This window comes from Kitasatospora sp. NPDC053308, from assembly GCF_055585785.1.
The window spans coordinates 890,776-915,324 of the sequence record NZ_JBVJJY010000001.1; the positions used below are offsets into that span (position 1 = coordinate 890,776).

Genomic DNA, 24,549 nt, shown 5'->3' on the forward strand with positions numbered 1-24,549 from the left:
TCTAGGGCAGGGGGAAGAGAAAGAAACCAAGCCACACCCCCCCCCCCCCCCCCCCCCCCCCCCCCCCCGGGCCCGGCCCCGACCCGTGTCCGCGCGCGCCGCCTCCCGGGGGCGCACCACTCCCGATGGAAAGAACAGTGCCCATGGCCCGCGACCTCACCCCCGGCACCGTGCACCGCCGCGGCCGGCTGAGGGTGTACCTCGGCTCCGCGCCGGGCGTCGGCAAGACCTACCGGATGCTGGACGAGGCCCGGCGCAGACGGGAACGCGGCGCCGACGTCGTGGTCGGGTACATCGAGTGCCACGGCCGGCGCCACACCGAGGACATGCTGGCCGGCCTGGAGGTCCTGCCGCGGGCCCGCCGCTCCTACCGGGACGTTGAGTTCGAGGAGATGGACCTCGACGCGGTGCTCGCCCGCCGCCCGTCCGTCGTCCTGGTCGACGAACTGGCGCACACCAACATCCCCGGCGGCCGGAACGCCAAGCGCTGGCAGGACGTCGAGGAACTGCTCGCCGCCGGGATCGACGTCATCACCACCGTCAACGTCCAGCACCTGGAATCGCTGAACGACGTCGTCCGGAAGATCACCGGCATCCCCCAGCGCGAGACCGTCCCGGACGAGGTGGTCCGCCGGGCCGACCAGATCGAACTCGTCGACATGGCCCCGCAGGCACTGCGCCGGCGGATGGCCCACGGAAACGTCTACAAGGCGGAGAAGGTGGACGCCGCGCTCTCCAACTACTTCCGGGTGGGCAACCTCACCGCCCTGCGCGAGCTCGCCCTGCTGTGGGTCGCCGGGCGGGTCGACGAGGGGCTGCGCGACTACCGGGCCAGCCACAAGATCGACCGGGTCTGGGAGACCCGGGAACGCGTCGTGGTCGCCCTCACCGGCGGCCCCGAGGGCGAGACCCTGATCCGCCGCGCCGCCCGGATCGCCGACCGCACGGCCGGCGGCGAGCTGCTGGCCGTGCACGTCTCCCGCAGCGACGGCCTGGCCGGCGCCTCCTCCGGCGCGCTCGCCCAGCAACGGCAGCTGGTCGAGACCCTCGGCGGCAGCTACCACGTGGTCGTCGGCGACGACGTCCCCACCGCGCTGCTCGCCTTCGCCCGCGCCCACGACGCCACCCAGCTGGTGCTCGGCACCAGCCGCCGCGGCCGGATCAACCGCTTCCTGACCGGCCCCGGCACCGGGCAGACCACCGTGGACGCCTCCGAGGACATCGACGTCCACATGGTCACCCACGAGTTCACCGGCCGCGGCCGGCTGCCCGCGCTCGGCCGCCGCCACTCCCGGCGCCGCACCGTCCTCGGCTACGCGGCCGGCCTCGCCCTGCCCTGGCTGCTCACCGCCGCGCTCTCCCAGGCGCACCACCGGATCAACCTCACCACCGACGCGCTGATCTTCCAGCTCGGCGTGGTCATCGTCGCCCTGCTCGGCGGCGCGATGTCCGCCCTGGTGGCCGCGCTGGTCGCCTCGGTGCTGCTGAACTACTACTTCATCCCGCCGATCCACAGCCTGACCATCGGCGAGACCAACAACATCGTCGCCCTGGTGGTCTTCGCCGCCATCGCGTTGGCCGTCTCCACCGTGGTCGACCACGCCGGCCGGCTCACCACCCGGGCCGCCCGCGCCACCGCCGAGGCGGAGACCCTCTCCACCCTGGCCGGCAGCGTGCTGCGCGGCGCCGACGCGCTGCCCGCCCTGCTGGAGAAATCCCGGACGGCCTTCGGCATGGGGGCCGTCGCGCTGCTCTCCCGCACCGACGGCGAGGTGCTCGCGCACAGCGAGGGCGAGCACCAGGACGACGGCCCGCAGGAGACCACCGAGGTGCCGGTCGGCCCGGACGCCGTCCTGGTGCTCACCGGCCGCCGGCTGCCCGCCGCCGACCAGCGCGTGCTCACCGCCTTCGCCGCCCACGTCGCCGCCGCCCTGGAACGCGACCGGCTGGCCGTGGTCGCCGCCGAGGTCGAGCCGATCAAGGCCGCCGACCGGATGCGCACCGCCCTGCTCGCCGCCGTCAGCCACGACCTGCGCACCCCGCTCGCCGCCGCCCGCGCCTCGGTCGGCTCGCTGCGCAGCCCCGACGTCGAGTTCTCGCCCGAGGACCAGGCCGAACTCCTCGCCACCGCCGACGAATCCCTGGTCAAGCTCACCCGACTGGTCGACAACCTGCTCGACATGAGCCGCCTCCAGGCCGGCGTCCTCACCCTGCACCTCACCGAGACCCACCTGGACGAGATCCTGCCCCGGGCGCTCGACAGCCTCCCCGACCCGTACGCACCGGTCCAGCCGCTCGACCTGGACACCGCCCCGGCGGTGCTCGCCGACCCCCCGCTGCTGGAACGCGTGCTCGCCAACGTCATCACCAACGCGCTGCGCCACAACGCCCCCGGCGCACCCGTCCTGGTCACCGCCAGCCACCACGCCGAGCAGGTCGAGATCCGGGTGGTCGACCGCGGACCGGGCATCGCCCCCGAGGACCGCGACCGGGTCTTCCTGCCCTTCCAGCGCCTCGGCGACACCGACAACACCACCGGCGTCGGCCTCGGCCTCGCGCTCTCCCGCGGCCTCGCCGAGGCCATGGGCGGCAGCCTGGAGGTCGAGGACACCCCCGGCGGCGGCACCACGATGCTGCTCACCCTGCCCGCCGCGACCCGGGAGGAGCCTCCGGCGCATGAGTGAAATCCTGATCGTCGACGACGAACCGGCCCTACTGCGCACCCTGCGGATCAACCTCAGCGCCCGGCACTACGCCGTCCGCACCGCCGCCAGCGGCGGAGAGGCGCTCGACCGCGCCGCGCACGCGCTGCCGGACGCCGTCCTGCTCGACCTCGGCCTGCCGGACCTCGACGGCATGGACGTGCTGCGCGGTCTGCGCACCCACAGCGCGATGCCGATCATCGTGCTCTCCGGCCGGAGCGACGCCGCCGACAAGGTCGGCGCCCTGGACGCGGGCGCCGACGACTACCTCACCAAACCGTTCCTGATGGACGAACTGCTGGCCCGGCTGCGCGCGGTGCTGCGCCGACCGCTGGGCGGTGTCCCGCCGGCCCGGCCGGTGATCGGCGACCACACCGTGGACCTCGCCGCCACCGTGGTGAGCGGGCCCGCCGGCGCCGTACGGCTCACCCCGACCGAGTGGCGGATCCTCACCCTGCTGCTCGCCAACCCCGGCCGGCTGGTGCCCGGACGGCAGATCCTGCGCGAGGTGTGGGGACCGGCCCAGGAGGGCCGCGGCAACTACCTGCGGGTCTACCTCGCCGGGCTGCGCCGCAAGCTGGAGCGCGACCCGGCCCGGCCGCGGCACCTGATCACCGAGCCGGGGATCGGGTACCGCTACGTGCCGTAGCCCCGGGCGGCGGTGCGTCAACGGGCCGTCAAGAGCCGGGCCGGAGGCGACAGGAGGGCGTCAAGGTCGGCGGGGCGCGGTGTTCCGTGGGCGTAGCGTCGGTAGCGAACCGAGCGGGCCCTGCTCCGTGTGGGGGAGGTCAGGGGCCGCTCACGCCGCCGTCGAACGGCGGCCGGCAGGTGGGGGAGGGGCGCGCGGCCCTGTGCCGCGCGCCCCCTTTGTCCGTCTCGTTCCGCCTGCGCGCCTTCGCCGGTGCGCCCCGTCGTCCCCGCGCCCGTCGTCCCCGCGCCCCGTCGTCCCCGCGCCCCGTCGTCCGTGCGGCCGGGCGGTATGGCTCAGTCCTCCGCGCTCCCGGACTGCCGGGGCAGCGCCAGCGCCACGGTGTCCGCGAACTCCCGTACCGCGCTGGTCCGGCTGACCACCCGGCCGCTGTGCACCACCAGCCGGCTGTGCCCGCCCGCGAGCGCGCCGGCCAGGCTGTCGCCGCGCACCGCCAGCAGCTCCGCCGGGAACCCGGCGTCCACCCGGACCGGCGGCAGCCCGAGCGCGGCCCGGGCCTGGTTGGCGACCGCGTCGTACGCCGCCTCCGGGTCCAACTCGCCGCCCGCCGCCAGCAGGTACGCGGACTCCAGCGGATCGGCCCGGCCGACCGGATTGGACGGGTCGCGCAGCGCCCCGCTGCCCGCCGCCAGCGGCACCCGGGCCGCCGCCAACTCCCTGAGCAGGCCCGGTCGCAGGCCCTCCGCCCGGCCCTCCAGGCCGGCGCAGCCGCCGTTCTGCGGCAGGCAGACCACCCGCACCCCGCTGGTCGCCAGCACCGTCGACGCGCCCCGGGCCAGCGCGCCGCACGGCCCGAGCGTCACACGCGGCCGCAGTGGCGCCAAGGCGCCTGCCAGCCGGGCGAGTTGGGGTGCGTCGGCGGCGGTGGTGTGCAGGTCCACCGGGCAGTCCGCCTCCCGGGCGGCCTCCAGCAGCAGCTGGACGTACCCCGCCGGGTCCGGGTCCAGCTCCGGGCAGCCGCCCGCCGCCGTGGCGCCCAGCTTGAGCGCCTCGCGCAGTTGCGCCCGGCCGTCCGCGCCGGCCCGGCCGGTGAGCAGCCGGGGCATCGCCACCGCCTGCAGCTCGGCCAGCCCGCGCAGCGCCTGCCGGGCGGTGAGCACCGCCTCCAGCCGGCGCAGCCCGTGCACGTCGCCGATCCGGACGTGGGTGCGCTGGGCGGTGGCGCCGTAGCCGAGCGAGGTGAGCGCGGCTTCGGTGACCCGGCGGGTGAGGTCGCTCTGGGTGTCCGGCGGCGGGGCGGGCAGGGCGGCGGAGAAGGCGGTGTCGTAGTGGGCGTGGGCCTCGGCGGGGGCCGGGAGCAGCAGGTAGCCCTTGAGGTCGATCCTGGCGCCGGTGGTGACGGTCGGTGCGCCGGGCAGGGCGGGCAGCGGGCCGAGGCTGCCGACGGTGCCGACGGCCTGGATCCGGTCGCCGCTGATCCGGACGTCCACCACCCGCCCGTCGGCCAGTCGGGCACCGGTGAGCAGCAGAACCGGGCCGTGCCCGAGCGGGTTGGCCGCCGGGCCGGGGCCGTGGTGCGGCCCGTCGGCGGCTGGGCTGTCCATCGCCGGCCCCCTCTCGCGCCGCCCGTGCGGTCGGCCAGTCGATCCCGATCAACCCGGTCAATGAGCGTCGAGCCTATGGCGCGCGGGGGCGGGGTGCCGGGAGGCGGGCAATAGTCGTATCGGGTCGGGCCGCACGGCTCGCGGGCCGATCGAACGCCCTGCCTTGGATCGCTCGTCCGTGCACCTCGCCCACCTGCGGTCTTCGCCGCGGGATACGGATTTCACCTCCGGGCGCGAAACGTGTAATCTCTTCCTCGTTCGCCCCTATAGCTCAGTCGGTAGAGCGTCTCCATGGTAAGGAGAAGGTCTGCGGTTCGATTCCGCATGGGGGCTCTGGTGAGAAACGGTCAGCTCCGGCTGTGCCGCGGATCACTGTGGCGGTGTAGCTCAGTTGGTAGAGCAAGCGGCTCATAATCGCTGTGTCACCGGTTCAAGTCCGGTCACCGCTACCCCGCGTAGTCGGTCGGGAGATCGCACTCCCGGTCGGCTACTCTTGTTGTGTTCTTATTCGTTGTCCAAGGAAGGCACTCCCGTGGCTGCCACCGACGTCCGCCCGAAGATCACGCTGGCCTGCGTGGAGTGCAAGGAGCGGAACTACATCACCAAGAAGAACCGGCGTAACGACCCGGACCGTCTTGAGATGAAGAAGCACTGCCCCCGCTGCAACTCGCACACCGCGCACCGCGAGACCCGCTGACCCCCTCGCAGGGCATCGGGCCTGTGTGAAATCAGGTCTTCGACTCCGGGCCGCATCCCTCACGAGGGGTGTGGCCCGGAGTCTTTTTCATATCCGTCCGCTTCGTATCCATCCGTGTTCCGAGGAGCTGCCATGGCACTCGACCCCTCCTTCATCGGGCGCAGTTACCCGCCCACCGAGCCGTACGAGGTCGGCCGGGAGAAGATCCGCGAGTTCGCGATCGCGATCGGCGACGCCAACCCGGCGTACACCGACGCGGAGGCGGCGAAGGCGCTGGGCCACCCGGACGTGATCGCCCCGCCGACCTTCCCGTTCGTGATCACCTACCGCGCGGCCGGCCAGGTCGTCGAGGACCCGGAGCTGGGGCTGGACTTCAGCCGGGTCGTGCACGGTGACCAGAAGTTCGCCTACACCCGCCCGGTGCGGGCCGGCGACCGGCTCTCGGTCGAGGTGACCATCGACAACATCAAGTCGCTGGCGGGTAACGACGTGCTCACCGTGCGCGGCGAGGTGACGGACGCGACCGGCGAGCACGTGGTGACGTCGGTCATGACCCTGGTGGCCCGGGCCGCCGACGAGGCGGGGGAGTGAGCGCGATGGCGATCAGCTACGACGAGGTCGAGGTCGGCACCGAGCTGCCGGCGCAGTCCTTCCCGGTGACCCGCGACACACTGGTGCGCTACGCGGGCGCCTCGGGCGACTTCAACCCGATCCACTGGAACGAGAAGTTCGCCCTGGAGGTCGGCCTGCCGGACGTCATCGCGCACGGCATGTTCACCATGGCCGAGGCCGTCCGGGTGGTCACCGACTGGGTCGGCGACCCGGCCGCGGTGGTCGAGTACGGGGTGCGGTTCACCCGCCCGGTGCCGGTGCCGAACGACGGGGTCGGCGCGGTGATCGAGGTCTCCGCCAAGGTCGCCAAGAAGCTGGACGACCACAAGGTGCAGGTCGACCTGCTGGCGACCACGGGCGGCCAGAAGGTCCTCGGGATGTCCCGGGCGGTCGTCCGGCTCGGCTGAGCCGCCGCTGCCCGGCCGGTTCGCCGGCCCGCCGCGACCGGGGCCGCCCAGGCGGAACCCGGCCGCGGTCGCGGGCCTTGCCTGGATAGTGATTGACCACTAACTTGGAAGCATGGCGAGGTCGAGCATGCGGATGAGTGCGGAGGAGCGGCGCGAGAGCGTCGTCCGCGCGGCGATGATCGAGTTCGCCCGGGGTGGCTACCGGGGCACCTCGACCGAGGCGATCGCCCGCCGGGTGGGCGTCTCGCAGCCGTACCTGTTCCGGCTGTTCCCCGGCAAGCAGGCGATCTTCGAGGCCGCCGCCGAGCGCTGCGTCGAGGAGACCTGGCGGGTCTTCGACGAGGCCTCGGCCGGGCTGACCGGCGAGGCGGCCGCCCGGGCGATGTCCGAGGCGTACCTGGGGCTGGTCGAGGACCGCGACCAGCTGATGATGCAGATGCAGCTGTACGTCTCGGTGTTCGCGGCCAGGGCGGCCGGCGAGGAGGGGATCGGGGAGGGTGCCCGGCGGCTGTGGGAGGGCCTGTTCGACCGGGTCAGGATGAGGATCGGCGGCGACATGAAGGACGCCACGCAGTTCTTCGCGCACGGGATGCTGATCAACACCCTGGTGGCCCTGGGCTATCCGCCGGACCACCGGATCTGGAGCGGCTTCGAGAACACGTGCGACAAGGCCGAGTAGTCGGGCCGCGCGGTGGCGCCGCGCGGCCCCTTTTCGGCCCCAGAAAGTTATTGAGCAATAACTACCTCAGCCGTCCGATGCACCGGACGAGCAGGACCGAGAGGAACTGGGGAATGCCATGACGGAGAAACCGGCCTTCGGCAGGACCGCGATCTGGACCCTGGTGATCGTCAGCGCGGCCAGTTTCATGGCCGCCCTGGACAACCTGGTGGTCACCACCGCACTGCCGTCGATCCGCGAGGAACTCGGCGGAGGGCTGTCCGACCTCGAATGGACGGTCAGCGCCTACACCCTGAGCTTCGCCGTACTGCTGATGTTCGGCGCGGCCCTCGGCGACCGCTTCGGCCGCCGCAGGATCTTCCTGATCGGCCTGGCGGTCTTCACCGCCGGCTCCGCGGCGGCCGCCCTCTCCCCGGAGATCGGCGAGCTGATCGCCGCCCGCGCCGTCCAGGGCGTCGGTGCCGCGGTGATGATGCCGCTCACCCTCACCCTGCTGACCGCCGCCGTGCCCGAGGCCAGGCGCGGGCTCGCCTTCGGCATCTGGTCGGGCGTCAGCGGCCTGGCCGTCGCCGCCGGGCCGCTGATCGGCGGCTCGCTGACCGAGCACTTCTCCTGGCAGTGGATCTTCTGGGTGAACGTCCCGGTCGGCCTCGCCCTGCTGCCGGCGGCGTTCCTGCGCCTGCGCGAGAGCCGGGGCGCCGACCGGGCCCTGGACGTCCCCGGGACGGTCCTGGTCAGCCTGGGGATGTTCGGGGTGGTGCTCGGCCTGATCCGCGGCAACCCGGACGGCTGGACCAGCCCGCTGGTGCTCGGCGCCCTGATCGCCGGAGTCGGCCTGCTGGCCGCCTTCGTCCGGTACGAGCAGCGGGTGGCCGCCCACCCGGTGCTGCCGATGCGGCTGTTCCGCAGCCGCGCCTTCTCCGCCGTGAACGCCGCCAGTCTGCTGATGTACCTCGGGATGTTCGGCTCGATCTTCCTGATCAGCCAGTACCTCCAGGGCGTCGGCGGCTACAGCCCGCAGGAGGCCGGCGTCCGGATGCTGCCGTGGACCGCGATGCCCCTGCTGGTCTCGCCGATCGCGGGCATCGTCTCCGACCGGATCGGCGGCCGGCCGATCGTGGCCGCGGGGCTGGCGCTGCAGGCCCTCGGCCTGGGGCTGTTCGCCCTGGTCGTGGACGGCGGCTCGGGGTTCGACTACCCGGCCCAGATCCCCGCGATCGTGATCTGCGGGATCGGCATGTCGCTCTACTTCGGCCCCACCGCCCAGCTGGTGATGGCGAGCGTCCGGCCGCAGGAGCAGGGCATCGCGTCCGGCGCCAACAACGCGCTGCGCGAGGTCGGCGGGGCGCTCGGGGTCGCCACGCTCTCGGCGGTCTTCTCGGCCCAGGGCGGCTACCAGTCGGCGGGGGCCTTCACGGACGGGTTGGTGCCCGCGCTGTACGTCGGCGCGCTGGCCGTCGCGGCCGGGGCGGTCGCCGCGGTGCTCATCCCGCGGCGGCGCAAGGCCGCGGCCGCGGCGGAGCGGCCGGCGGCGGACCGGGCCGAAGCCGCCCAGGTGTGAGCCGGTGCGCGGCGGGTGCGGGGGAAGGGCGGCCGGGGGGCCGTCCTTCCCCCCGTACGCTGGGGGGCGTGCTGGTAGAAAACGACGCCCCCCTCGCCCCGCTGACCACGCTCCGGCTCGGCGGCCCGGCCCGCCGCCTGGTGACCGCCCACACCGACGACGAGGTGATCGCCGCCGTCCGTGAGGCCGACGCGGCCGGCGAGCCGCTGCTGGTCCTCGGCGGCGGCTCCAACCTGGTGATCGGCGACGCAGGCTTCCCCGGCACCGTGCTGCGGATCGCCACCGCCGGCTTCGCCCTGGACGGCACCGTGCTGGAGCTGGCCGCCGGCGAGGTGTGGTCGGAGGCGGTCACCCGGGTGGTGCGCGAGCACGGCCTGGCCGGCATCGAGTTCCTGGCCGGCATCCCCGGTTCGGCCGGTGCCACCCCGGTGCAGAACGTCGGCGCGTACGGCCAGGAGGTCGCCCAGACGATCACCGAGGTGGTCGCCTACGACCGCGCGGCCGGCGAGGTGGTCACCCTCGCGAACGCCGAGTGCGCGTTCTCCTACCGGCACAGCCGCTTCAAGGCCGAGCCGGACCGCTACGTGGTGCTGCGGGTCCGGTTCGCGCTGGCGGACCACGGCGGGCTCTCCAGCCCGGTCAAGTACGCCGAGGTGGCCAAGCACTTCGGCGTCGGGCAGGACGAGCGGGTGCCGCTGGCCGAGGCCTACGAGGCGGTGCTGGGCCTGCGGGCCGGCAAGGGGATGGTGCTCGACCCGGCCGACCACGACACCTGGTCGGCGGGCTCCTTCTTCACCAACCCGGTGCTCACCGCCGCGCAGTACGAGTCCTTCCGCACCCGCCCGGGCACCGAGAACGCCCCCGCCTACCCGGCCCCGGACGGCGGCACCAAGACCTCGGCGGCCTGGCTGATCGACAAGGCCGGCTTCGGCAAGGGCTACGGCAGCGGCCCGGCGACCCTCTCCACCAAGCACACCCTGGCGCTCACCAACCGCGGCTCGGCCACCGCCGAGGACCTGCTGGCCCTGGCCCGGGAGATCCGGGACGGGGTCCGCGAGGCCTTCGGGGTGGAGCTGGTGAACGAGCCGGTGATGGTGGGCGTCGCGCTCTAGCCGCGTCCCGGCCGCGGTTCGGTCGCGGTTCTCGTCGCGGCTCGGAGCTCGGGAGCGCAGGGGTCCAGCAGCTCAGGGGCTCGTGCCCGCCGCGGCGTCGACGGGCGCCTCCGCGGGGGCGTGCCCGTCCGCCAGCCAGGCGTCGATGTCCGCCATCAGCTCCTTGCGGACCGCCTCCGGCGCGACCGAGCCGCGCACCGACTGCCGTGCCAGCTCGGCGAGTTCGGCGTCGCTGAAGCCCAGGACGTCCCGGGCCAGGTCGTACTGGGCGGCCAGTCGGCTGCCGAACAGCAGCGGGTCGTCCGCGCCGAGCGCCAGCGGCACTCCGGCGTCGAAGAGCTTGCGCAGCGGGACCTCCTCGGGGTTCTCGTAGACGCCGAGCGAGACGTTGGAGGACGGGCACACCTCGCAGGTGATCTGTCGCGCCGCCAGCCGTTCCATCAGCCGCGGGTCCTCGGCGGCCCGCACGCCGTGGCCGATCCGCCCGGCGTCCAGGTCGTCCAGGCAGTCCCGGACGGACTCCGGGCCGGCCAGCTCGCCGCCGTGCGGGGCGGCCAGCAGCCCGCCCCTGCGGGCGATCGCGAAGGCCCGGTCGAAGTCGCGGGCGAGGCCGCGGCGTTCGTCGTTGGACAGGCCGAAGCCGACCACCCCGTGGTCGGCGTAGCGGACGGCCAGCCGGGCCAGCGTCCGGGCGTCCATCGGGGACTTCATCCGGTTGGCGGCGACCAGCACCCGGATGCCCACCCCGGTCGCCCCGGCGGCCTGCTCCACGGCGTCCAGGATCAGCTCCAGTGCGGGGATCAGCCCGCCGAGCCGGGGCGCGTACGAGGTCGGGTCGACCTGGATCTCCAGCCAGCGGGAGCCGTCGAGGCGCTCGTCCTGCGCGGTCTCCAGGACCAGCCGGCGGATGTCCTCCTCGTCCCGCAGCACCGAGCGGGCGGTGTCGTACAGGCGCTGGAAGCGGAACCAGCCCCGCTCGTCGGTGGCCCGCAGCTTCGGGGGCTCGCCGGAGCTGAGCGCCTCCGGCAGCCGGACGCCGTGCTTGTCGGCCAGCTCCAGCAGCGTGGCGGGCCGCATCGAGCCGGTGAAGTGGAGGTGCAGGTGGGCCTTCGGGAGGCCCCGGACGTCTCGCGGGATCAACAGGCGTTCCATTCACCGATACTGCCGTATGAGGCCCCCAAACGGGAACCGCCCTCTTTTCGTCCCCCGAAGGGGTGAAAGAGGGCGGCGTGCCGGGTGAATCCCGTATGTCGACTTGACGTCGCGTGACGTCAGTCGCGGGCCTCGCCGAGCAGCTTCTGGATCCGGCTGACGCCCTCGACCAGGTCGGCGTCGCCGAGCGCGTAGGAGAGCCGCAGGTAGCCGGGGGTGCCGAAGGCCTCGCCCGGGACGACCGCGACCTCGGCCTCGTCCAGGATCAGGGCGGCGAGCTCGCCGGAGGTCTGCGGGCGCTTGCCGCGGATCTCCTTGCCCAGCAGGCCCTTCACCGACGGGTAGGCGTAGAAGGCGCCCTCGGGCTCGGGGCAGATGACGCCCTCGATCTCGTTGAGCATCCGCACGATGGTCTTGCGGCGGCGGTCGAAGGCCTCGCGCATCTCGGCGACGGCGTCCAGGTCGCCGGCGACGGCGGCCAGGGCGGCGCGCTGGGCGACGTTGGAGACGTTCGAGGTGGCGTGCGACTGCAGGTTGGTCGCGGCCTTGATGACGTCCTTGGGGCCGATCACCCAGCCCACCCGCCAGCCGGTCATCGCGTAGGTCTTGGCGACGCCGTTGACCACGATGCACTTGTCGGCCAGCTCGGGCAGCAGGGCCGGCAGCGAGGTGAAGGAGGCGTCGCCGTACACCAGGTGCTCGTAGATCTCGTCGGTGAGCACCCACAGGCCGTGCTCCAGCGCCCAGCGGCCGATCGCCTCGGCCTCCGCCTCGGTGTACACCGCGCCGGTCGGGTTGGACGGCGAGACGAACAGCACCACCTTGGTGTTCTCGGTGCGGGCCGCCTCCAGCTGCTCGACCGAGACCTTGTAGCCGGTGGTCTCGTCGGACACGACCTCCACCGGGACGCCGCCGGCCAGCTGGACCGACTCCGGGTAGGTGGTCCAGTACGGGGCCGGGATGATGACCTCGTCGCCCGGGTCCAGGATCGCCGCGAAGGCCTCGTAGATCGCCTGCTTGCCGCCGTTGGTGACCAGCACCTGGGAGGCGTCCACCTCGTAGCCGGAGTCGCGCAGCGTCTTGGCGGCGATCGCGGCCTTCAGCTCGGGCAGGCCACCCGCCGGGGTGTAACGGTGGTTCTTCGGGTCGCGGCAGGCCTCGACGGCCGCCTCGACGATGTAGTCCGGCGTCGGGAAGTCGGGCTCGCCGGCGCCGAAGCCGATGACCGGGCGGCCGGCGGCCTTGAGGGCCTTGGCCTTGGCGTCCACGGCGAGGGTCGCGGACTCGGCGATCGCGCCGATCCGGGCGGACACCCGGCGGTCGGCGGGGCGGATGGACTGGTCGGGCTGCGGGGTGGAAGCGCTCATGCCTGCATCGTCGCAGAACCGGGACGGACCGGGCATCGGGGTTCCAGTATCCGTACGGGCCCGTCCGCATCCCGGCGCCCGGCGATCCGCCGGTGGGCGCGCCCGCGGACCGCACATCCGCCGGGCGGCCGGTCGTCCCGGAAGAAGAGGTTCGACCAAACACCCCTCGAGCACGTACACTCGCTGCTCGACGGCCCGCCGAAAAGACCGGAGCTTTCACCGCCTGTGCAGACAGCGGGGGGAGATGCGGTAGGTTGGTCGACACCGGAGCCGCGAGGCACCGTAGGGCAATAGCTCAATTGGTAGAGCACCGGTCTCCAAAACCGGCGGTTGGGGGTTCGAGTCCCTCTTGCCCTGCTGCTAGATCCGTTCCAGCCCGTTCGCTCCACAGAGCGAGCGGGCTTGATGCGGAGATGGCACCGATCAGCACCGCTACGCCGGCTGGTCGTGCCCCACCGGGTGCGCGGCGAAGTTCGGCAGGACCCGGATTCAGGTGAGGACGAGTGACGGAGACCACGGGCTCCACCGCAACGCCTGAGAGCGGCAACCCCGAGGGTGCCGACGGCGCTGCCGAGACCACGCCTGTCGAGGGCGAGGAGAAGGCGCTGTCGCGCCGCGACCGCAAGCGGGCCAACCGCTCCGGTGACAAGAAGTCGGGCAAGCGGGCCAAGAAGGGCCTGTTCGCCCGCATGGGGCTGTTCTACCGCCAGATCATCGCCGAACTGCGCAAGGTCGTCTGGCCCACCCGGAGCGAGCTCACCAACTACACCACCGTCGTGGTCGTGTTCGTCGTGGTCGTGATGGCCTTCGTGGCCGGTCTGGACTACGGCTTCTCCAAGCTGAGCCTCTGGATCTTCGGCTGACGCAGCCGACCACCTTCGAAACAGCCTCCCGACCCGGGCCGACCTTCGGCCCGGGTCGAGCTGTCGGTGGCGGACGTACGCGCCGTTACCGTGGACTCGGTACTGTTGAAGTCTCCGAGACCTCACCAGGCGCCCGCGTCAGCGGCAGCGTGCCCGGTCCGGTTTCGGAGCGCGCCACCTTCACCATCTCCAGGAAAGAAGCAGCCACCGTGTCTGAGTCCCCCCTGTACGACGCCGACGAGACCGTCCGCGAGGCGGATGTCGCCGCCGAGCTGGACGCGGCCGAGCTGGCTGACGACACCGAGTCCGCCGAGCAGATCGTCGACGCCGCGGACAGCGACGAGGACGAGGTCGAGGCGTACGACGAGGCCGAGGCCGGCGAGCCCGCCGAGGAGTCCGCGCTGCACGTGGAGGGCGACGAGGTCGAGGCCGCCGCCGAGGAGACCGAGGCCGAGGAGGCCGCCGCCGAGGAGGCCGAAGAGGTCGACCCGGTCGCCAAGTTCCGCGAGGACCTGCGCTTCATGCCGGGCGAGTGGTACGTCATCCACACCTACGCCGGCTACGAGAACCGGGTGAAGCAGAACCTGGAGCAGCGCGCCGTCTCGCTGAACGTCGAGGAGTACATCTTCCAGGCCGAGGTGCCGCAGGAGGAGGTCGTCCAGATCAAGAACGGCGACCGCAAGACCATCCGCCAGAACAAGCTCCCCGGCTACGTCCTGGTCCGCATGGACCTCACCCCGGAGTCCTGGGGCGTCGTGCGCAACACCCCGGGTGTCACCGGCTTCGTCGGCAACGCCTACGACCCGTACCCGCTGACCCTGGACGAGGTCGTCAAGATGCTCGCCCCCGACGTCGAGCGCCAGGCCGCCAAGGAGGCCGGCAAGGCCTCGCCGGTCCGCCCGGTCGAGGTCCAGGTGCTGGACTTCGAGGTCGGCGACTCGGTCACCGTCACCGACGGCCCGTTCGCGACCCTGCAGGCGACCATCAACGAGATCAACCCCGACTCGAAGAAGGTCAAGGGCCTGGTCGAGATCTTCGGCCGGGAGACCCCGGTCGAGCTCTCCTTCGACCAGATCCAGAAGAACTGACACCGTCTTCGGATCCGGGGCGGGGCTGAGGCCCCGCCCCGGATCCGTTTTGGTCCAGCGGCGCGAACGCGTTAGCCTGGTCCGATGTGTGTGCTGGCGGCCGGGTGTCGCCCCGGTTCCGCACGCACCAGCAATCACCTCTCGGAAGGACCCGGAGAGACATGCCTCCCAAGAAGAAGAAGGTCACGGGGCTTATCAAGCTCCAGATCAACGCCGGTGCGGCCAACCCGGCGCCGCCGGTCGGCCCCGCGCTGGGTCAGCACGGCGTCAACATCATGGAGTTCTGCAAGGCCTACAACGCTGCGACCGAGTCGCAGCGCGGCATGATCGTGCCGGTGGAGATCACGGTCTACGAGGACCGTTCCTTCACCTTCATCACGAAGACGCCGCCGGCCGCGCGCCTCATCCTGAAGGCCGCCGGTATCGAGAAGGGCTCCAGCGAGCCGCACAAGACCAAGGTCGCGAAGCTCACCAGCGCCCAGGTCCGCGAGATCGCCACCACCAAGATGCCCGACCTGAACGCCAACGACCTGGACGCGGCGGAGAAGATCATCGCCGGCACCGCCCGGTCGATGGGCATCACGGTCGAGGGCTGATCAGCCCCCGTCCCACCTGGGACATACCGGCTCAGCCGTTCCCGTGGTAGGGCCTGCGCAGGCCCGTTGACTACCACAACTCCAATCACCATTCAGGAGCAGCAGTGAAGCGCAGCAAGGCTCTGAAGGCCGCGGACGCCAAGGTCGACCGCGAGCGCCTCTACGCCCCCCTCGAGGCCGTCCGCCTCGCCAAGGCGACCAGCACCACCAAGTTCGACGGCACCGTCGAGGTCGCCATGCGTCTGGGTGTCGACCCGCGCAAGGCCGACCAGATGGTCCGCAGCACCGTGATCCTCCCGCACGGCACCGGTAAGACCGCTCGGGTCCTGGTCTTCGCGACCGGCGAGCGTGCCGAGGCCGCGCGTGCTGCGGGTGCCGACATCGTCGGTGCCGACGAGCTGATCGACGAGGTCGCGAAGGGCAAGCTGGACTTCGACGCCGTCGTCGCCACCCCGGACCTCATGGGCAAGGTCGGCCGCCTCGGCCGCGTGCTCGGTCCCCGTGGTCTGATGCCGAACCCGAAGACCGGCACCGTGACCCCGGACGTCGCCAAGGCTGTCAACGACATCAAGGGCGGCAAGATCGAGTTCCGCGTCGACAAGCACTCGAACCTGCACTTCATCATCGGTAAGGCCTCCTTCACCGACGAGCAGCTGGTCGAGAACTACGCCGCCGCGCTGGACGAGGTGCTCCGCGCCAAGCCGTCCGCCGCCAAGGGCCGCTACATCAAGAAGACCGCGTTCTCGACCACCATGGGCCCCGGCATCCAGGTGGACCCGAACCGCACCCGCAACCTCCTCGTCGAGGAGGACCCGGCCGCGGTCTGAGCCCCCGTGCTCTAGAGCAGTCCGTCCGACGGGCCCGTACCCCCTTCACCGGGGGTGCGGGCCCGTCGTCGTTCCCGTTCCCGTTGCCGGATCGGAACCGGCCCGGATGGGAACGGATGACCGAGTGGTCGTACGCTCGGGCGGTCAGCCCACCCGGAGAACCCGTGACCGCCGGAGCGCACCGTGCTGCCCACCTCCCGCTCCGCCGCCGTGGCGGCGGTCCTGCTGGTGCTCGCCGCCGGCACCGGCTGCAGCCTGCTGGCCGCCCCGGACACCCGCACCCCCGGCACCCCCGCCCCGGTGCCGCCCAAGCAGGTGGTGCTCAAGGCCGCGCAGGCGCTGGACGACGCGGGCGGCTCCCGGATCGAGGTGGTCCGGGAGGGCCCGGAGGGCCGCCGCACCGCGAGCGGCACGCTGGTCTGGGGTGCCGCGGACGAGGCCGCGCTGACCGTCACCGACGAGGCGGGCACCGGGCGGCTGACGCTGAAGGACGGCGCGATCGAGCTCGCGTACCAGGGGGGCGCGACCGAGCACGCCGACCGGTCCACCGCCGAGTCGCTGGACCCGCGGGCCGCCTCCGGGCCGGACGGCTACGCGGGCGGCTGGACGACCGCGCTGGTCACCAGCCCCGGCAGCCGCGCCTACGCCGTCGCCCAGAACGTCCCGCTGGTGTCGCTGGGCGGCGAGGAGCTGGACGGCACGACCGCCGCGCACTACCAGGGCTCCGCAGCGGTGGACGGGTTCTTCGGCGCGGACCAGGAACTGACCCCGCAGCGGCGCGCCGCCACGGTCGACTGGTACCGCGGGCGCGGGGTGACGGCGATCGCGTTCGACGTCTGGGTCGGGCCGGGCGAGCGCTTGCTGAGGCTGCGTGAGACGGTCCGCGGGAGCGCCGGAACCACCGTGACCACGACGGACGTCCCCTCCGTCGGAACGGCGGCCGCGACGCCCGCCGCGGACGGCTGACGGCGGGCCCGCACCCGCCGTGAGGCCACCGCGGCGATCCGTTAGAGTCCGCCCTGGAAAGATCCGGGAGGAGTCGGGGAGCCGGCTGTTCCACGGATCGCATCGGATCTCACGGGGGGTACTCCATGCGCGCTGTCCGGCTCGCCTCGGTGGTCGTGACGACGGCCGTCCTGCTCGGTGCGGCCACCGCCTGCAGCAGCGGGGCCAAGAGCGGCAACGACGCCAAGGGGGGCGACGCCAAGGGCGGCGACCCGATCGCGGCGGCGCTGACCGGGGACCCGAAGGCGGCCCTGGCCGCCGCCGCGCTGGTGATGCAGAAGGCCGGCAACGGCAAGGTCGGCATGGTCGCCCCGGACGACGCCAAGGGCGGCGGCACCGGGGACGCGGACTGGAAGGACCCGGCGAAGGTCTCCGTGGACCTGGTCGGCGACATGGGGGGCAAGAAGCTCAAGATCCGGGTGATCGGCCCGGACGCCTACCTCGGCGGTGACGACGCGGCGCCGGCCCTGGGCGGCAAGCACTGGGTCAAGATGCCCGCCGGGAACGAGAGCGGCGACGGCTTCCGGGCGATCGGCCAGATGCTGAACCCGGTCGTCGTGCTCACCGTCGCGGCCCAGAGCGGCAAGCTCTCCAAGGTCGGCCAGGAGGACAAGGGCGGCGTGCAGACCACCCACCTGCGCGCGGTCGAGGACACCTCGGCGCTGGTGGCCGGGATGTCGGCGCTCCCCGAGGCCCAGCGCAAGGCCGTCCAGAAGACGCTGGAGGAGGACGGCAAGACCCTCACCTTCGACTTCTGGCTGAACGGCAAGCAGGAACTCGTCCAGTACCAGGAGTACGGCGACACGAACGGCGAGAAGCAGGCCGTCACGGTCACGTACTCGGACCTCGGCAAGGCGGCCGCGATCACCGCCCCCGCCGCCACCGACCTGGGCAACGAGGCCGACCTGCTCAAGCTGCTCGGCTGACCGCCCGACCCGCCGGACCCGCCCGGCGCGGCCCGACCGGGGGGCCGCCACCGGGCGGGCACGGACGGGTGGCATGGTGGCCGGGGAGCACACGAGGAAGGGAACGGACGTGGCGGGACGGCAGCGGTTGGCGGCAGTGGCCGTCGTCGCCCTGCTGGCGAGCGGGCTGAGCGGCTGCGGCGGGGGAGCGGACGCCCCGGCCACGACCTCCGGCAGCCCGACCCCGACCAGCGCCCCGCCCACCAGCGCCTCGCCGACCGGGCCGGCCAAGCCGACCGACCGTTCCCCGCACGGCGTGCTGCTCTCCGCCCAGCTGGCCATGCAGACCGCGCGCCGGGCCAAGGTCAGCTACCGGCTCGGCGCGGACGCCGGATCCGGCCCGCTGTTCTGGCAGCCCAAGACGGCGCTGCAGATCAAGCGCTCCACCCCGGCCGAGGCCGAGCAGCTGATCGTCGTGGACACCGTCGGCTACCAGGGCGGTGACGCCGCCACCGCGGCCCGCAACGGCGGCCGGCACTGGGAGCGGTTCACCGTCCCGCCGGACCGGGAGGGCCGCAAGGAGGTGCCGTACGCCGGGCTGATCGACCTACTGAACCCGGTCGAGGCGCTCGCCGCCGCCACCGCCGACGGGGTGGACGCCGCCTTCGTCGGCGAGGAGAAGTACGAGGACTCGACCGTCGAGCACTACCGGGTCACCACCACCGCCGAGAGGTACGCGGCCGCCCAGACCCAGCTGAGCCAGGCCCGCCGGGACGGCCTGCGGGCCGCGCTCGCGCCCGGCGGCTCGCTCTCGCTCACCCTGGACCTCTGGCTCAACGACAAGGACCAGCTGGTCCGGCTGCAGCGCACCGGCAACGGGGACGGCGGCCGGACGGACGACTCGGTGCTCTACACCGACCTCGCCGGGGCCCTGCTCTCCGCCCAGGCGCCGGCCGAGACGGACACCGCGGACACCGGCGTGCGGACGGTCTCCCCACTGGCCCGTTGAGCCCCGCCGGCCCGCTGAGCCACACTGGCCCGCTGAGCCCCGCCGGCCCGGCCCGGGTTGCTCCGTCCGAGGGCGATTTGCACCTTGCGAACGCCTCCGGCTACGCTGTCCGAAGCCAAAGACCGCTGGTTGTCGCCGGGCGCCCGTGAGGGAGCCGGTGGCCGAAGGATCTGCGATTCGTCGCAGGCAGCCCGCGCAGGTGTGTCTGGAGCTTCGACTTCCGGGTTCGCGTTCACGCGAGGGCCCGTCGAGGTCGTCACGAGCCCCGTGCGCCTGCGCACCGGGGCTCATTGCATTTGCGCAGGAGCTTTCCTTCCCTCCATCCGGTCCGCGGCGGAATTGGTCGACTTTCGTGGTCGGCCTGACTTCGACATCACGGAAGGAGGCGTAAGCCTATGGCCAGGCCCGACAAGGCTGCCGCCGTCGCCGAGATCACGGACAAGTTCCGTGGCTCCAACGCGGCGCTGCTGACCGAGTACCGCGGTCTCTCGGTGAAGCAGGTCAAGAACCTGCGTCGCTCGCTCGGCGAGAACGCCGAGTACGCCGTGGTGAAGAACACGCTGACCAAGATCGCGGCCAATGAGGTCGGGATCACCGAGCTGGACGACCTCTTCAACGGTCCGACGGCTGTCGCCTTCGTCACCGGTGACCCGGTGGAGTCGGCGAAGGCTCTGCGTGACTTCGCCAAGGAGAACCCCGCTCTCGTCATCAAGGGCGGTGTCCTTGACGGTAAGGCGCTGTCCGCCGACGAGATCAAGAAGCTCGCGGACCTCGAGTCCCGCGAGGTGCTGCTCGCCAAGCTGGCGGGTGCCCTGAAGGCCAAGCAGTCCCAGGCTGCCGCGCTCTTCCAGGCCCTGCCGTCGAAGCTCGTCCGCACTGTGGACGCGCTGCGCGACAAGGTCGAGCAGGGCGGTGCCGGTACGCCGGCTCCCGCCGCCGAGGACGCTGCCGCCGAGTAGTAGCACCATGCCCCTCCGGGGCGTGGCGGCAGGCTAACCCCTCGCCGCGGGCCCGTGCCCGCCCAACCCGTACATACGGCACCACCTGCCGATTTAGTGGAAGGACGCCATCATGGCGAAGCTGACCCAGGACGAGCTGCTCGCGCAGTTCGAGGAGCTCACCCTCATCGAGCTCGCTGCCTTCGTGAAGGCCTTCGAGGAGAAGTTCGACGTCACCGCTGCCGCCCCGGTCGCCGTGGCCGCCGTTGCCGGCGGTGCCGGTGGCGCCGAGGCCGCTGTCGAGGAGCAGGACGAGTTCGACGTCATCCTCGAGTCGGCCGGCGACAAGAAGATCCAGGTCATCAAGGAGGTGCGCACCCTGACCTCCCTCGGCCTGAAGGAGGCCAAGGACCTCGTTGACACCGCTGGTGCCAAGGTCCTGGAGAAGGTTGCCAAGGACGTTGCCGAGAAGGCCAAGGCTGCCCTCGAGGGCGCCGGCGCCAAGGTCACCGTCAAGTGATCTCACGCCCCCTCCGAGGGGGCGTACGGCCGGGCCGATCACCCTTGCGGGTGGTCGGCCCGGCCTTTTCGCGTTCCCGGGCGCGGGCCGCTTCCCGCCCCGTTCCGCGGTGGCGCCCGGCGCCGTCCAGCGGTGTGGCCGATCGCTCACTCGGCACTGTCGGTGGCGAGGGGTATGGTGATCACCGTGGTCGGGGTGGCCTCCCACCACGGGATCTGTAACGCCGGGGGCGTCCGGACCGATGAACAGGGCGAGGTCCGCCCCGCAGGCGGGCCCTTGACGAACCCGGCGCGGCGCGCGATTCTCAAGGCGCGAGTCCGCCCGGTTGGTCCGCTGCTGGATGCATAACCAGCGGCTCCGGCGGGAAATGACTCCACGTGAGTTAGAGCAGTACCCGGTGGGCGTCCGCGTCCGCCGGCTACCGGGAGGAGTCTCCGATTCGGTCTCCGAATCAGAGCTGGACAGCAGTGTGGCCTTTGGCTACACTGTCCCTTTGCGCTGCCTGTTAGCTGCTCCGTGACTCGTCGCCCGGAGTTTGCGTTGCCCTGAAGGGGTCTGGCACCGCCTCCGCAAAGCGGCTCTGACCTGGGGTTTCGACTCCGGCAGAGGCCGATGGCGAGGGAGGCGGGACCAAGCCCAAGCAGGCCCGGCTGGTACGCGCGTAGTGAGCTCCGAGCCCTCGGAAGGACCCCCCTCTTGGCCGCGCCGCGCAACGCCTCGAACAATTCCGCCGCATCCACCGCCCCGCTCCGCGTCTCCTTCGCGAAGATCAAGGAGCCCCTCGAGGTACCGAACCTCCTGGCCCTGCAGACCGAGAGCTTTGACTGGCTGCTCGGCAACGCGGCCTGGAAGGCCCGGGTCGAGGAGGCGCTGGAGTCTGGTCTGGACGTCCCCACCAAGTCCGGTCTGGAGGAGATCTTCGAGGAGATCTCGCCGATCGAGGACTTCAGCGGGTCGATGTCCCTGACCTTCCGCGACCACCGTTTCGAGCCGCCGAAGAACTCCATTGACGAGTGCAAGGACCGCGACTTCACGTACGCGGCCCCGCTCTTCGTCACGGCCGAGTTCACCAACAACGAGACCGGTGAGATCAAGTCTCAGACGGTCTTCATGGGCGACTTCCCGCTCATGACCCACAAGGGCACGTTCGTGATCAACGGCACCGAGCGTGTCGTCGTGTCGCAGCTGGTCCGCTCCCCGGGTGTGTACTTCGACTCCACCCTGGACAAGGTGTCCGACAAGGACATCTACTCCTGCAAGGTCATCCCCTCGCGTGGTGCCTGGCTGGAGATGGAGATCGACAAGCGCGACATGGTCGGCGTCCGCATCGACCGCAAGCGCAAGCAGTCCGTCACCGTGCTGCTGAAGGCCCTCGGCTGGACCAACGAGATGATCCTCGAGGAGTTCGGCGAGTACGAGTCCATGCGCAACACCCTGGAGAAGGACCACACCCAGGGCCAGGACGACGCGCTGCTGGACATCTACCGCAAGCTGCGTCCGGGCGAGCCGCCGACGCGCGAGGCCGCGCAGACGCTGCTGGAGAACCTGTACTTCAACCCGAAGCGCTACGACCTGGCCAAGGTCGGCCGCTACAAGGTCAACCGCAAGCTGGGCAACGCCGAGTCGCTGGACTCCGGCGTGCTCACCGAGCCCGACATCATCGGTGCGATCAAGTACCTGGTGAAGCTGCACGCGGGCGAGACCGAGTGGCGTGACGGCGAGGGCCGCGACATCGTGGTCGAGGTCGACGACATCGACCACTTCGGCAACCGCCGCCTGCGCAACGTCGGCGAACTCATCCAGAACCAGGTCCGTACGGGTCTCGCCCGCATGGAGCGCGTCGTGCGCGAGCGCATGACCACCCAGGACGTCGAGGCGATCACGCCGCAGACCCTGATCAACATCCGGCCGGTCGTCGCCTCCATCAAGGAGTTCTTCGGCACCAGCCAGCTGTCGCAGTTCATGGACCAGACGAACCCGCTGTCGGGCCTGACCCACAAGCGCCGTCTGTCCGCCCTCGGCCCCGGCGGTCTCTCCCGTGAGCGCGCCGGCTTCGAGGTCCGTGACGTGCACCCCTCGCACTACGGCCGCATGTGTCCGATCGAGACCCCCGAAGGCCCGAACATCGGTCTGATCGGCTCGCTGGCCTCGTACGGCCGGGTCAACGCGTTCGGCTTCATCGAGACGCCGTACCGCAAGGTCGTCGACGGTGTGGTCACCGAGCAGGTCGACTACCTGACCGCCGACGAGGAGGACCGCTACGTCATCGCCCAGGCGAACGCGCCGCTGACCGCGGACCTGCACTTCGCCGAGCCGCGCGTCCTGGTCCGCCGCCGTGGTGGCGAGATCGACTACATCCCGGGCTCCGAGATCGACTACATGGACGTCTCGCCGCGCCAGATGGTGTCGGTCGCGACCGCCATGATCCCGTTCCTCGAGCACGACGACGCCAACCGCGCGCTCATGGGCTCGAACATGATGCGCCAGGCGGTGCCGCTGCTGAAGAGCGAGGCTCCGCTGGTCGGTACCGGCATGGAGTACCGCTGCGCCGTCGACGCCGCCGACGTCATCACCGCCGAGAAGGCCGGTGTCGTCCAGGAGGTCTCGGCCGACTACGTCACCGTGGCCAACGACGACGGCACGTACACCACGTACCGCGCCGCCAAGTTCACCCGCTCCAACCAGGGCACCTCCTTCAACCAGAAGGTGCTCGTGGACGAGGGCGCCCGGGTCGAGGCCGGCCAGGTCCTGGCCGACGGCCCGTGCACCGACGAGGGCGAGATGGCCCTCGGCAAGAACCTGCTCGTGGCGTTCATGTCGTGGGAGGGCCACAACTACGAGGACGCGATCATCCTGTCGCAGCGCCTCGTGCAGGACGACGTCCTCTCCTCGATCCACATCGAGGAGCACGAGGTCGACGCCCGTGACACCAAGCTCGGCCCCGAGGAGATCACCCGGGACATCCCGAACGTCTCCGAGGAGGTCCTCGCCGACCTCGACGAGCGCGGCATCATCCGCATCGGCGCCGACGTCGTCACCGGCGACATCCTGGTCGGCAAGGTCACCCCGAAGGGTGAGACCGAGCTGACCCCGGAGGAGCGCCTGCTCCGCGCGATCTTCGGTGAGAAGGCGCGCGAGGTCCGCGACACCTCGCTGAAGGTGCCGCACGGTGAGTCCGGCAAGGTCATCGGCGTCCGCGTCTTCGACCGCGAGGAGGGCGACGAGCTTCCCCCGGGTGTCAACCAGCTGGTCCGCGTCTACGTGGCCCAGAAGCGCAAGATCACCAACGGTGACAAGCTCGCCGGCCGTCACGGCAACAAGGGCGTCATCTCCAAGATCCTGCCGGTCGAGGACATGCCGTTCCTGGAGGACGGCACCCCGGTCGACATCATCCTCAACCCGCTGGGTGTCCCGTCCCGAATGAACCCGGGACAGGTCCTGGAGATCCACCTCGGGTGGCTCGCCAAGCAGGGCTGGGACGTCTCCGGCCTCGCCGACGAGTGGGCCAAGCGCCTCCAGGCGATCGGCGCCGACCGGGTCGAGGGCGGCACCAACCTCGCCACCCCGGTCTTCGACGGCGCCCGCGAGGACGAGATCACCGGTCTGCTGGACAACACCACCCTCACCCGTGACGGTGAGCGCCTGGTGAACTCCACCGGCAAGGCCCGGCTGTTCGACGGCCGCTCCGGCGAGCCGTTCCCGATGCCGATCTCGGTCGGCTACATGTACATCCTCAAGCTGCACCACCTGGTCGACGACAAGCTGCACGCCCGTTCGACCGGTCCGTACTCGATGATCACCCAGCAGCCGCTCGGTGGTAAGGCGCAGTTCGGTGGTCAGCGCTTCGGTGAGATGGAGGTGTGGGCCCTGGAGGCGTACGGCGCGGCCTACGCCCTGCAGGAACTGCTCACCATCAAGTCCGACGACGTCCTCGGCCGGGTCAAGGTCTACGAGGCCATCGTCAAGGGCGAGAACATCCCCGAGCCCGGCATTCCCGAGTCCTTCAAGGTCCTCATCAAGGAAATGCAGTCGCTCTGCCTCAACGTGGAGGTGCTGTCCTCGGACGGCCAGTCCATCGAGATGCGGGACTCCGACGAGGACGTGTTCCGCGCCGCCGAGGAGCTCGGCATCGACCTGTCCCGGCGCGAGCCCAGCAGCGTCGAAGAGGTCTGACGGAGGTTGGGCCGGCCGCACGACCGCGGCCGGCCCGCCCCCAGGCCCCCCTCAGACCACATGAACGACTCTCGACTTACGAA

General features: G+C 71.6%; 21 protein-coding genes and 3 tRNA genes. 21 read left to right on the forward strand and 3 right to left on the reverse strand.

Going from position 1 to position 24,549, the window contains the following annotated elements:
- The first annotated feature begins 143 nt into the window (after positions 1-143).
- Positions 144-2,684: an ATP-binding protein gene (locus ACZ6Y7_RS04110; RefSeq protein WP_465756277.1), complete on the forward strand. Its 2,541-nt coding sequence runs from the start codon at positions 144-146 to the stop codon at positions 2,682-2,684.
- Positions 2,677-3,351 carry a response regulator gene (locus tag ACZ6Y7_RS04115; protein ID WP_465756278.1) on the forward strand — a complete coding sequence of 225 codons (675 nt, stop codon included), beginning with the start codon at positions 2,677-2,679 and terminating at the stop codon, positions 3,349-3,351. The genes ACZ6Y7_RS04110 and ACZ6Y7_RS04115 overlap by 8 nt, the downstream gene beginning before the upstream one ends.
- A gap of 335 nt (positions 3,352-3,686) precedes the next feature.
- Here ACZ6Y7_RS04115 and ACZ6Y7_RS04120 read toward each other — a convergent pair whose 3' ends face one another.
- Entirely contained in the window at positions 3,687-4,955 is a 1,269-nt protein-coding gene (locus tag ACZ6Y7_RS04120; RefSeq protein ID WP_465756279.1) for an amidohydrolase family protein, read from the reverse strand.
- Between the two features lie 260 nt (positions 4,956-5,215).
- Between ACZ6Y7_RS04120 and ACZ6Y7_RS04125 the strand changes: the two genes are divergently transcribed.
- The 8 genes from ACZ6Y7_RS04125 to ACZ6Y7_RS04160 all read left to right on the forward strand — a co-directional run bounded on the left by ACZ6Y7_RS04125 (position 5,216) and on the right by ACZ6Y7_RS04160 (position 10,023).
- Positions 5,216-5,288 (forward strand) — tRNA-Thr (locus tag ACZ6Y7_RS04125).
- Positions 5,289-5,331: 43 nt separating this feature from the next.
- Positions 5,332-5,404 (forward strand) — tRNA-Met (locus tag ACZ6Y7_RS04130).
- A gap of 83 nt (positions 5,405-5,487) precedes the next feature.
- Complete coding sequence (gene rpmG, locus ACZ6Y7_RS04135; RefSeq protein ID WP_006604855.1) at positions 5,488-5,652, forward strand: 50S ribosomal protein L33; 165 nt, start codon at positions 5,488-5,490, stop codon at positions 5,650-5,652.
- A gap of 132 nt (positions 5,653-5,784) precedes the next feature.
- On the forward strand, positions 5,785-6,243 hold the full coding sequence (locus ACZ6Y7_RS04140; protein WP_465756280.1) for an FAS1-like dehydratase domain-containing protein: 459 nt from the start codon (positions 5,785-5,787) through the stop codon (positions 6,241-6,243).
- Between the two features lie 5 nt (positions 6,244-6,248).
- Positions 6,249-6,671: a MaoC family dehydratase gene (locus ACZ6Y7_RS04145; RefSeq protein ID WP_465756281.1), complete on the forward strand. Its 423-nt coding sequence runs from the start codon at positions 6,249-6,251 to the stop codon at positions 6,669-6,671.
- Positions 6,672-6,783: 112 nt separating this feature from the next.
- Positions 6,784-7,350 (forward strand): TetR/AcrR family transcriptional regulator, encoded by a 567-nt coding sequence (locus ACZ6Y7_RS04150; RefSeq protein WP_465756282.1) that lies wholly within the window; start codon positions 6,784-6,786, stop codon positions 7,348-7,350.
- A gap of 118 nt (positions 7,351-7,468) precedes the next feature.
- A complete protein-coding gene (locus ACZ6Y7_RS04155) occupies positions 7,469-8,911 on the forward strand; it encodes an MFS transporter (RefSeq protein WP_465756283.1) in 1,443 nt (480 codons plus the stop codon).
- 68 nt (positions 8,912-8,979) lie between these two features.
- Positions 8,980-10,023, forward strand: coding sequence for a UDP-N-acetylmuramate dehydrogenase (locus ACZ6Y7_RS04160; protein ID WP_465756284.1), 1,044 nt, complete (start codon positions 8,980-8,982; stop codon positions 10,021-10,023).
- A gap of 72 nt (positions 10,024-10,095) precedes the next feature.
- Here the strand turns inward: ACZ6Y7_RS04160 and ACZ6Y7_RS04165 are convergent, their stop codons facing one another.
- Positions 10,096-11,175, reverse strand: coding sequence for an adenosine deaminase (locus tag ACZ6Y7_RS04165; protein WP_465756285.1), 1,080 nt, complete (start codon positions 11,173-11,175; stop codon positions 10,096-10,098).
- A 119-nt stretch (positions 11,176-11,294) separates the two neighbouring features.
- A complete protein-coding gene (locus ACZ6Y7_RS04170) occupies positions 11,295-12,542 on the reverse strand; it encodes a pyridoxal phosphate-dependent aminotransferase (RefSeq protein ID WP_465756286.1) in 1,248 nt (415 codons plus the stop codon).
- Between the two features lie 284 nt (positions 12,543-12,826).
- Between ACZ6Y7_RS04170 and ACZ6Y7_RS04175 the strand changes: the two genes are divergently transcribed.
- The 11 genes from ACZ6Y7_RS04175 to rpoB all read left to right on the forward strand — a co-directional run bounded on the left by ACZ6Y7_RS04175 (position 12,827) and on the right by rpoB (position 24,466).
- Positions 12,827-12,899, forward strand: a tRNA-Trp gene (locus ACZ6Y7_RS04175).
- Positions 12,900-13,147: 248 nt separating this feature from the next.
- Complete coding sequence (gene secE, locus ACZ6Y7_RS04180) at positions 13,148-13,405, forward strand: preprotein translocase subunit SecE (RefSeq protein ID WP_402221267.1); 258 nt, start codon at positions 13,148-13,150, stop codon at positions 13,403-13,405.
- Positions 13,406-13,614: 209 nt separating this feature from the next.
- The gene (nusG, locus tag ACZ6Y7_RS04185; protein WP_465756287.1) at positions 13,615-14,493 is read left to right on the forward strand and encodes a transcription termination/antitermination protein NusG; all 879 of its coding nucleotides are present in this window, start codon (positions 13,615-13,617) and stop codon (positions 14,491-14,493) included.
- A 161-nt stretch (positions 14,494-14,654) separates the two neighbouring features.
- Positions 14,655-15,089, forward strand: a complete 435-nt coding sequence (rplK, locus tag ACZ6Y7_RS04190) for a 50S ribosomal protein L11 (protein ID WP_224278191.1) — start codon at positions 14,655-14,657, stop codon at positions 15,087-15,089.
- 104 nt (positions 15,090-15,193) lie between these two features.
- Positions 15,194-15,916 (forward strand): 50S ribosomal protein L1, encoded by a 723-nt coding sequence (rplA, locus tag ACZ6Y7_RS04195; protein WP_030290441.1) that lies wholly within the window; start codon positions 15,194-15,196, stop codon positions 15,914-15,916.
- Positions 15,917-16,099: 183 nt separating this feature from the next.
- Positions 16,100-16,882 (forward strand): hypothetical protein, encoded by a 783-nt coding sequence (locus tag ACZ6Y7_RS04200; RefSeq protein WP_465756288.1) that lies wholly within the window; start codon positions 16,100-16,102, stop codon positions 16,880-16,882.
- 125 nt (positions 16,883-17,007) lie between these two features.
- Complete coding sequence (locus ACZ6Y7_RS04205) at positions 17,008-17,847, forward strand: SCO4651 family lipoprotein (protein ID WP_465756289.1); 840 nt, start codon at positions 17,008-17,010, stop codon at positions 17,845-17,847.
- A 109-nt stretch (positions 17,848-17,956) separates the two neighbouring features.
- Positions 17,957-18,835, forward strand: coding sequence for an SCO4651 family lipoprotein (locus ACZ6Y7_RS04210; RefSeq protein WP_465756290.1), 879 nt, complete (start codon positions 17,957-17,959; stop codon positions 18,833-18,835).
- A gap of 395 nt (positions 18,836-19,230) precedes the next feature.
- A complete protein-coding gene (gene rplJ, locus ACZ6Y7_RS04215) occupies positions 19,231-19,794 on the forward strand; it encodes a 50S ribosomal protein L10 (protein ID WP_465756291.1) in 564 nt (187 codons plus the stop codon).
- 112 nt (positions 19,795-19,906) lie between these two features.
- On the forward strand, positions 19,907-20,293 hold the full coding sequence (gene rplL / locus ACZ6Y7_RS04220; protein ID WP_402221096.1) for a 50S ribosomal protein L7/L12: 387 nt from the start codon (positions 19,907-19,909) through the stop codon (positions 20,291-20,293).
- 696 nt (positions 20,294-20,989) lie between these two features.
- A complete protein-coding gene (rpoB, locus tag ACZ6Y7_RS04225; protein WP_465756292.1) occupies positions 20,990-24,466 on the forward strand; it encodes a DNA-directed RNA polymerase subunit beta in 3,477 nt (1,158 codons plus the stop codon).
- The last annotated feature ends 83 nt before the right edge of the window (positions 24,467-24,549 follow it).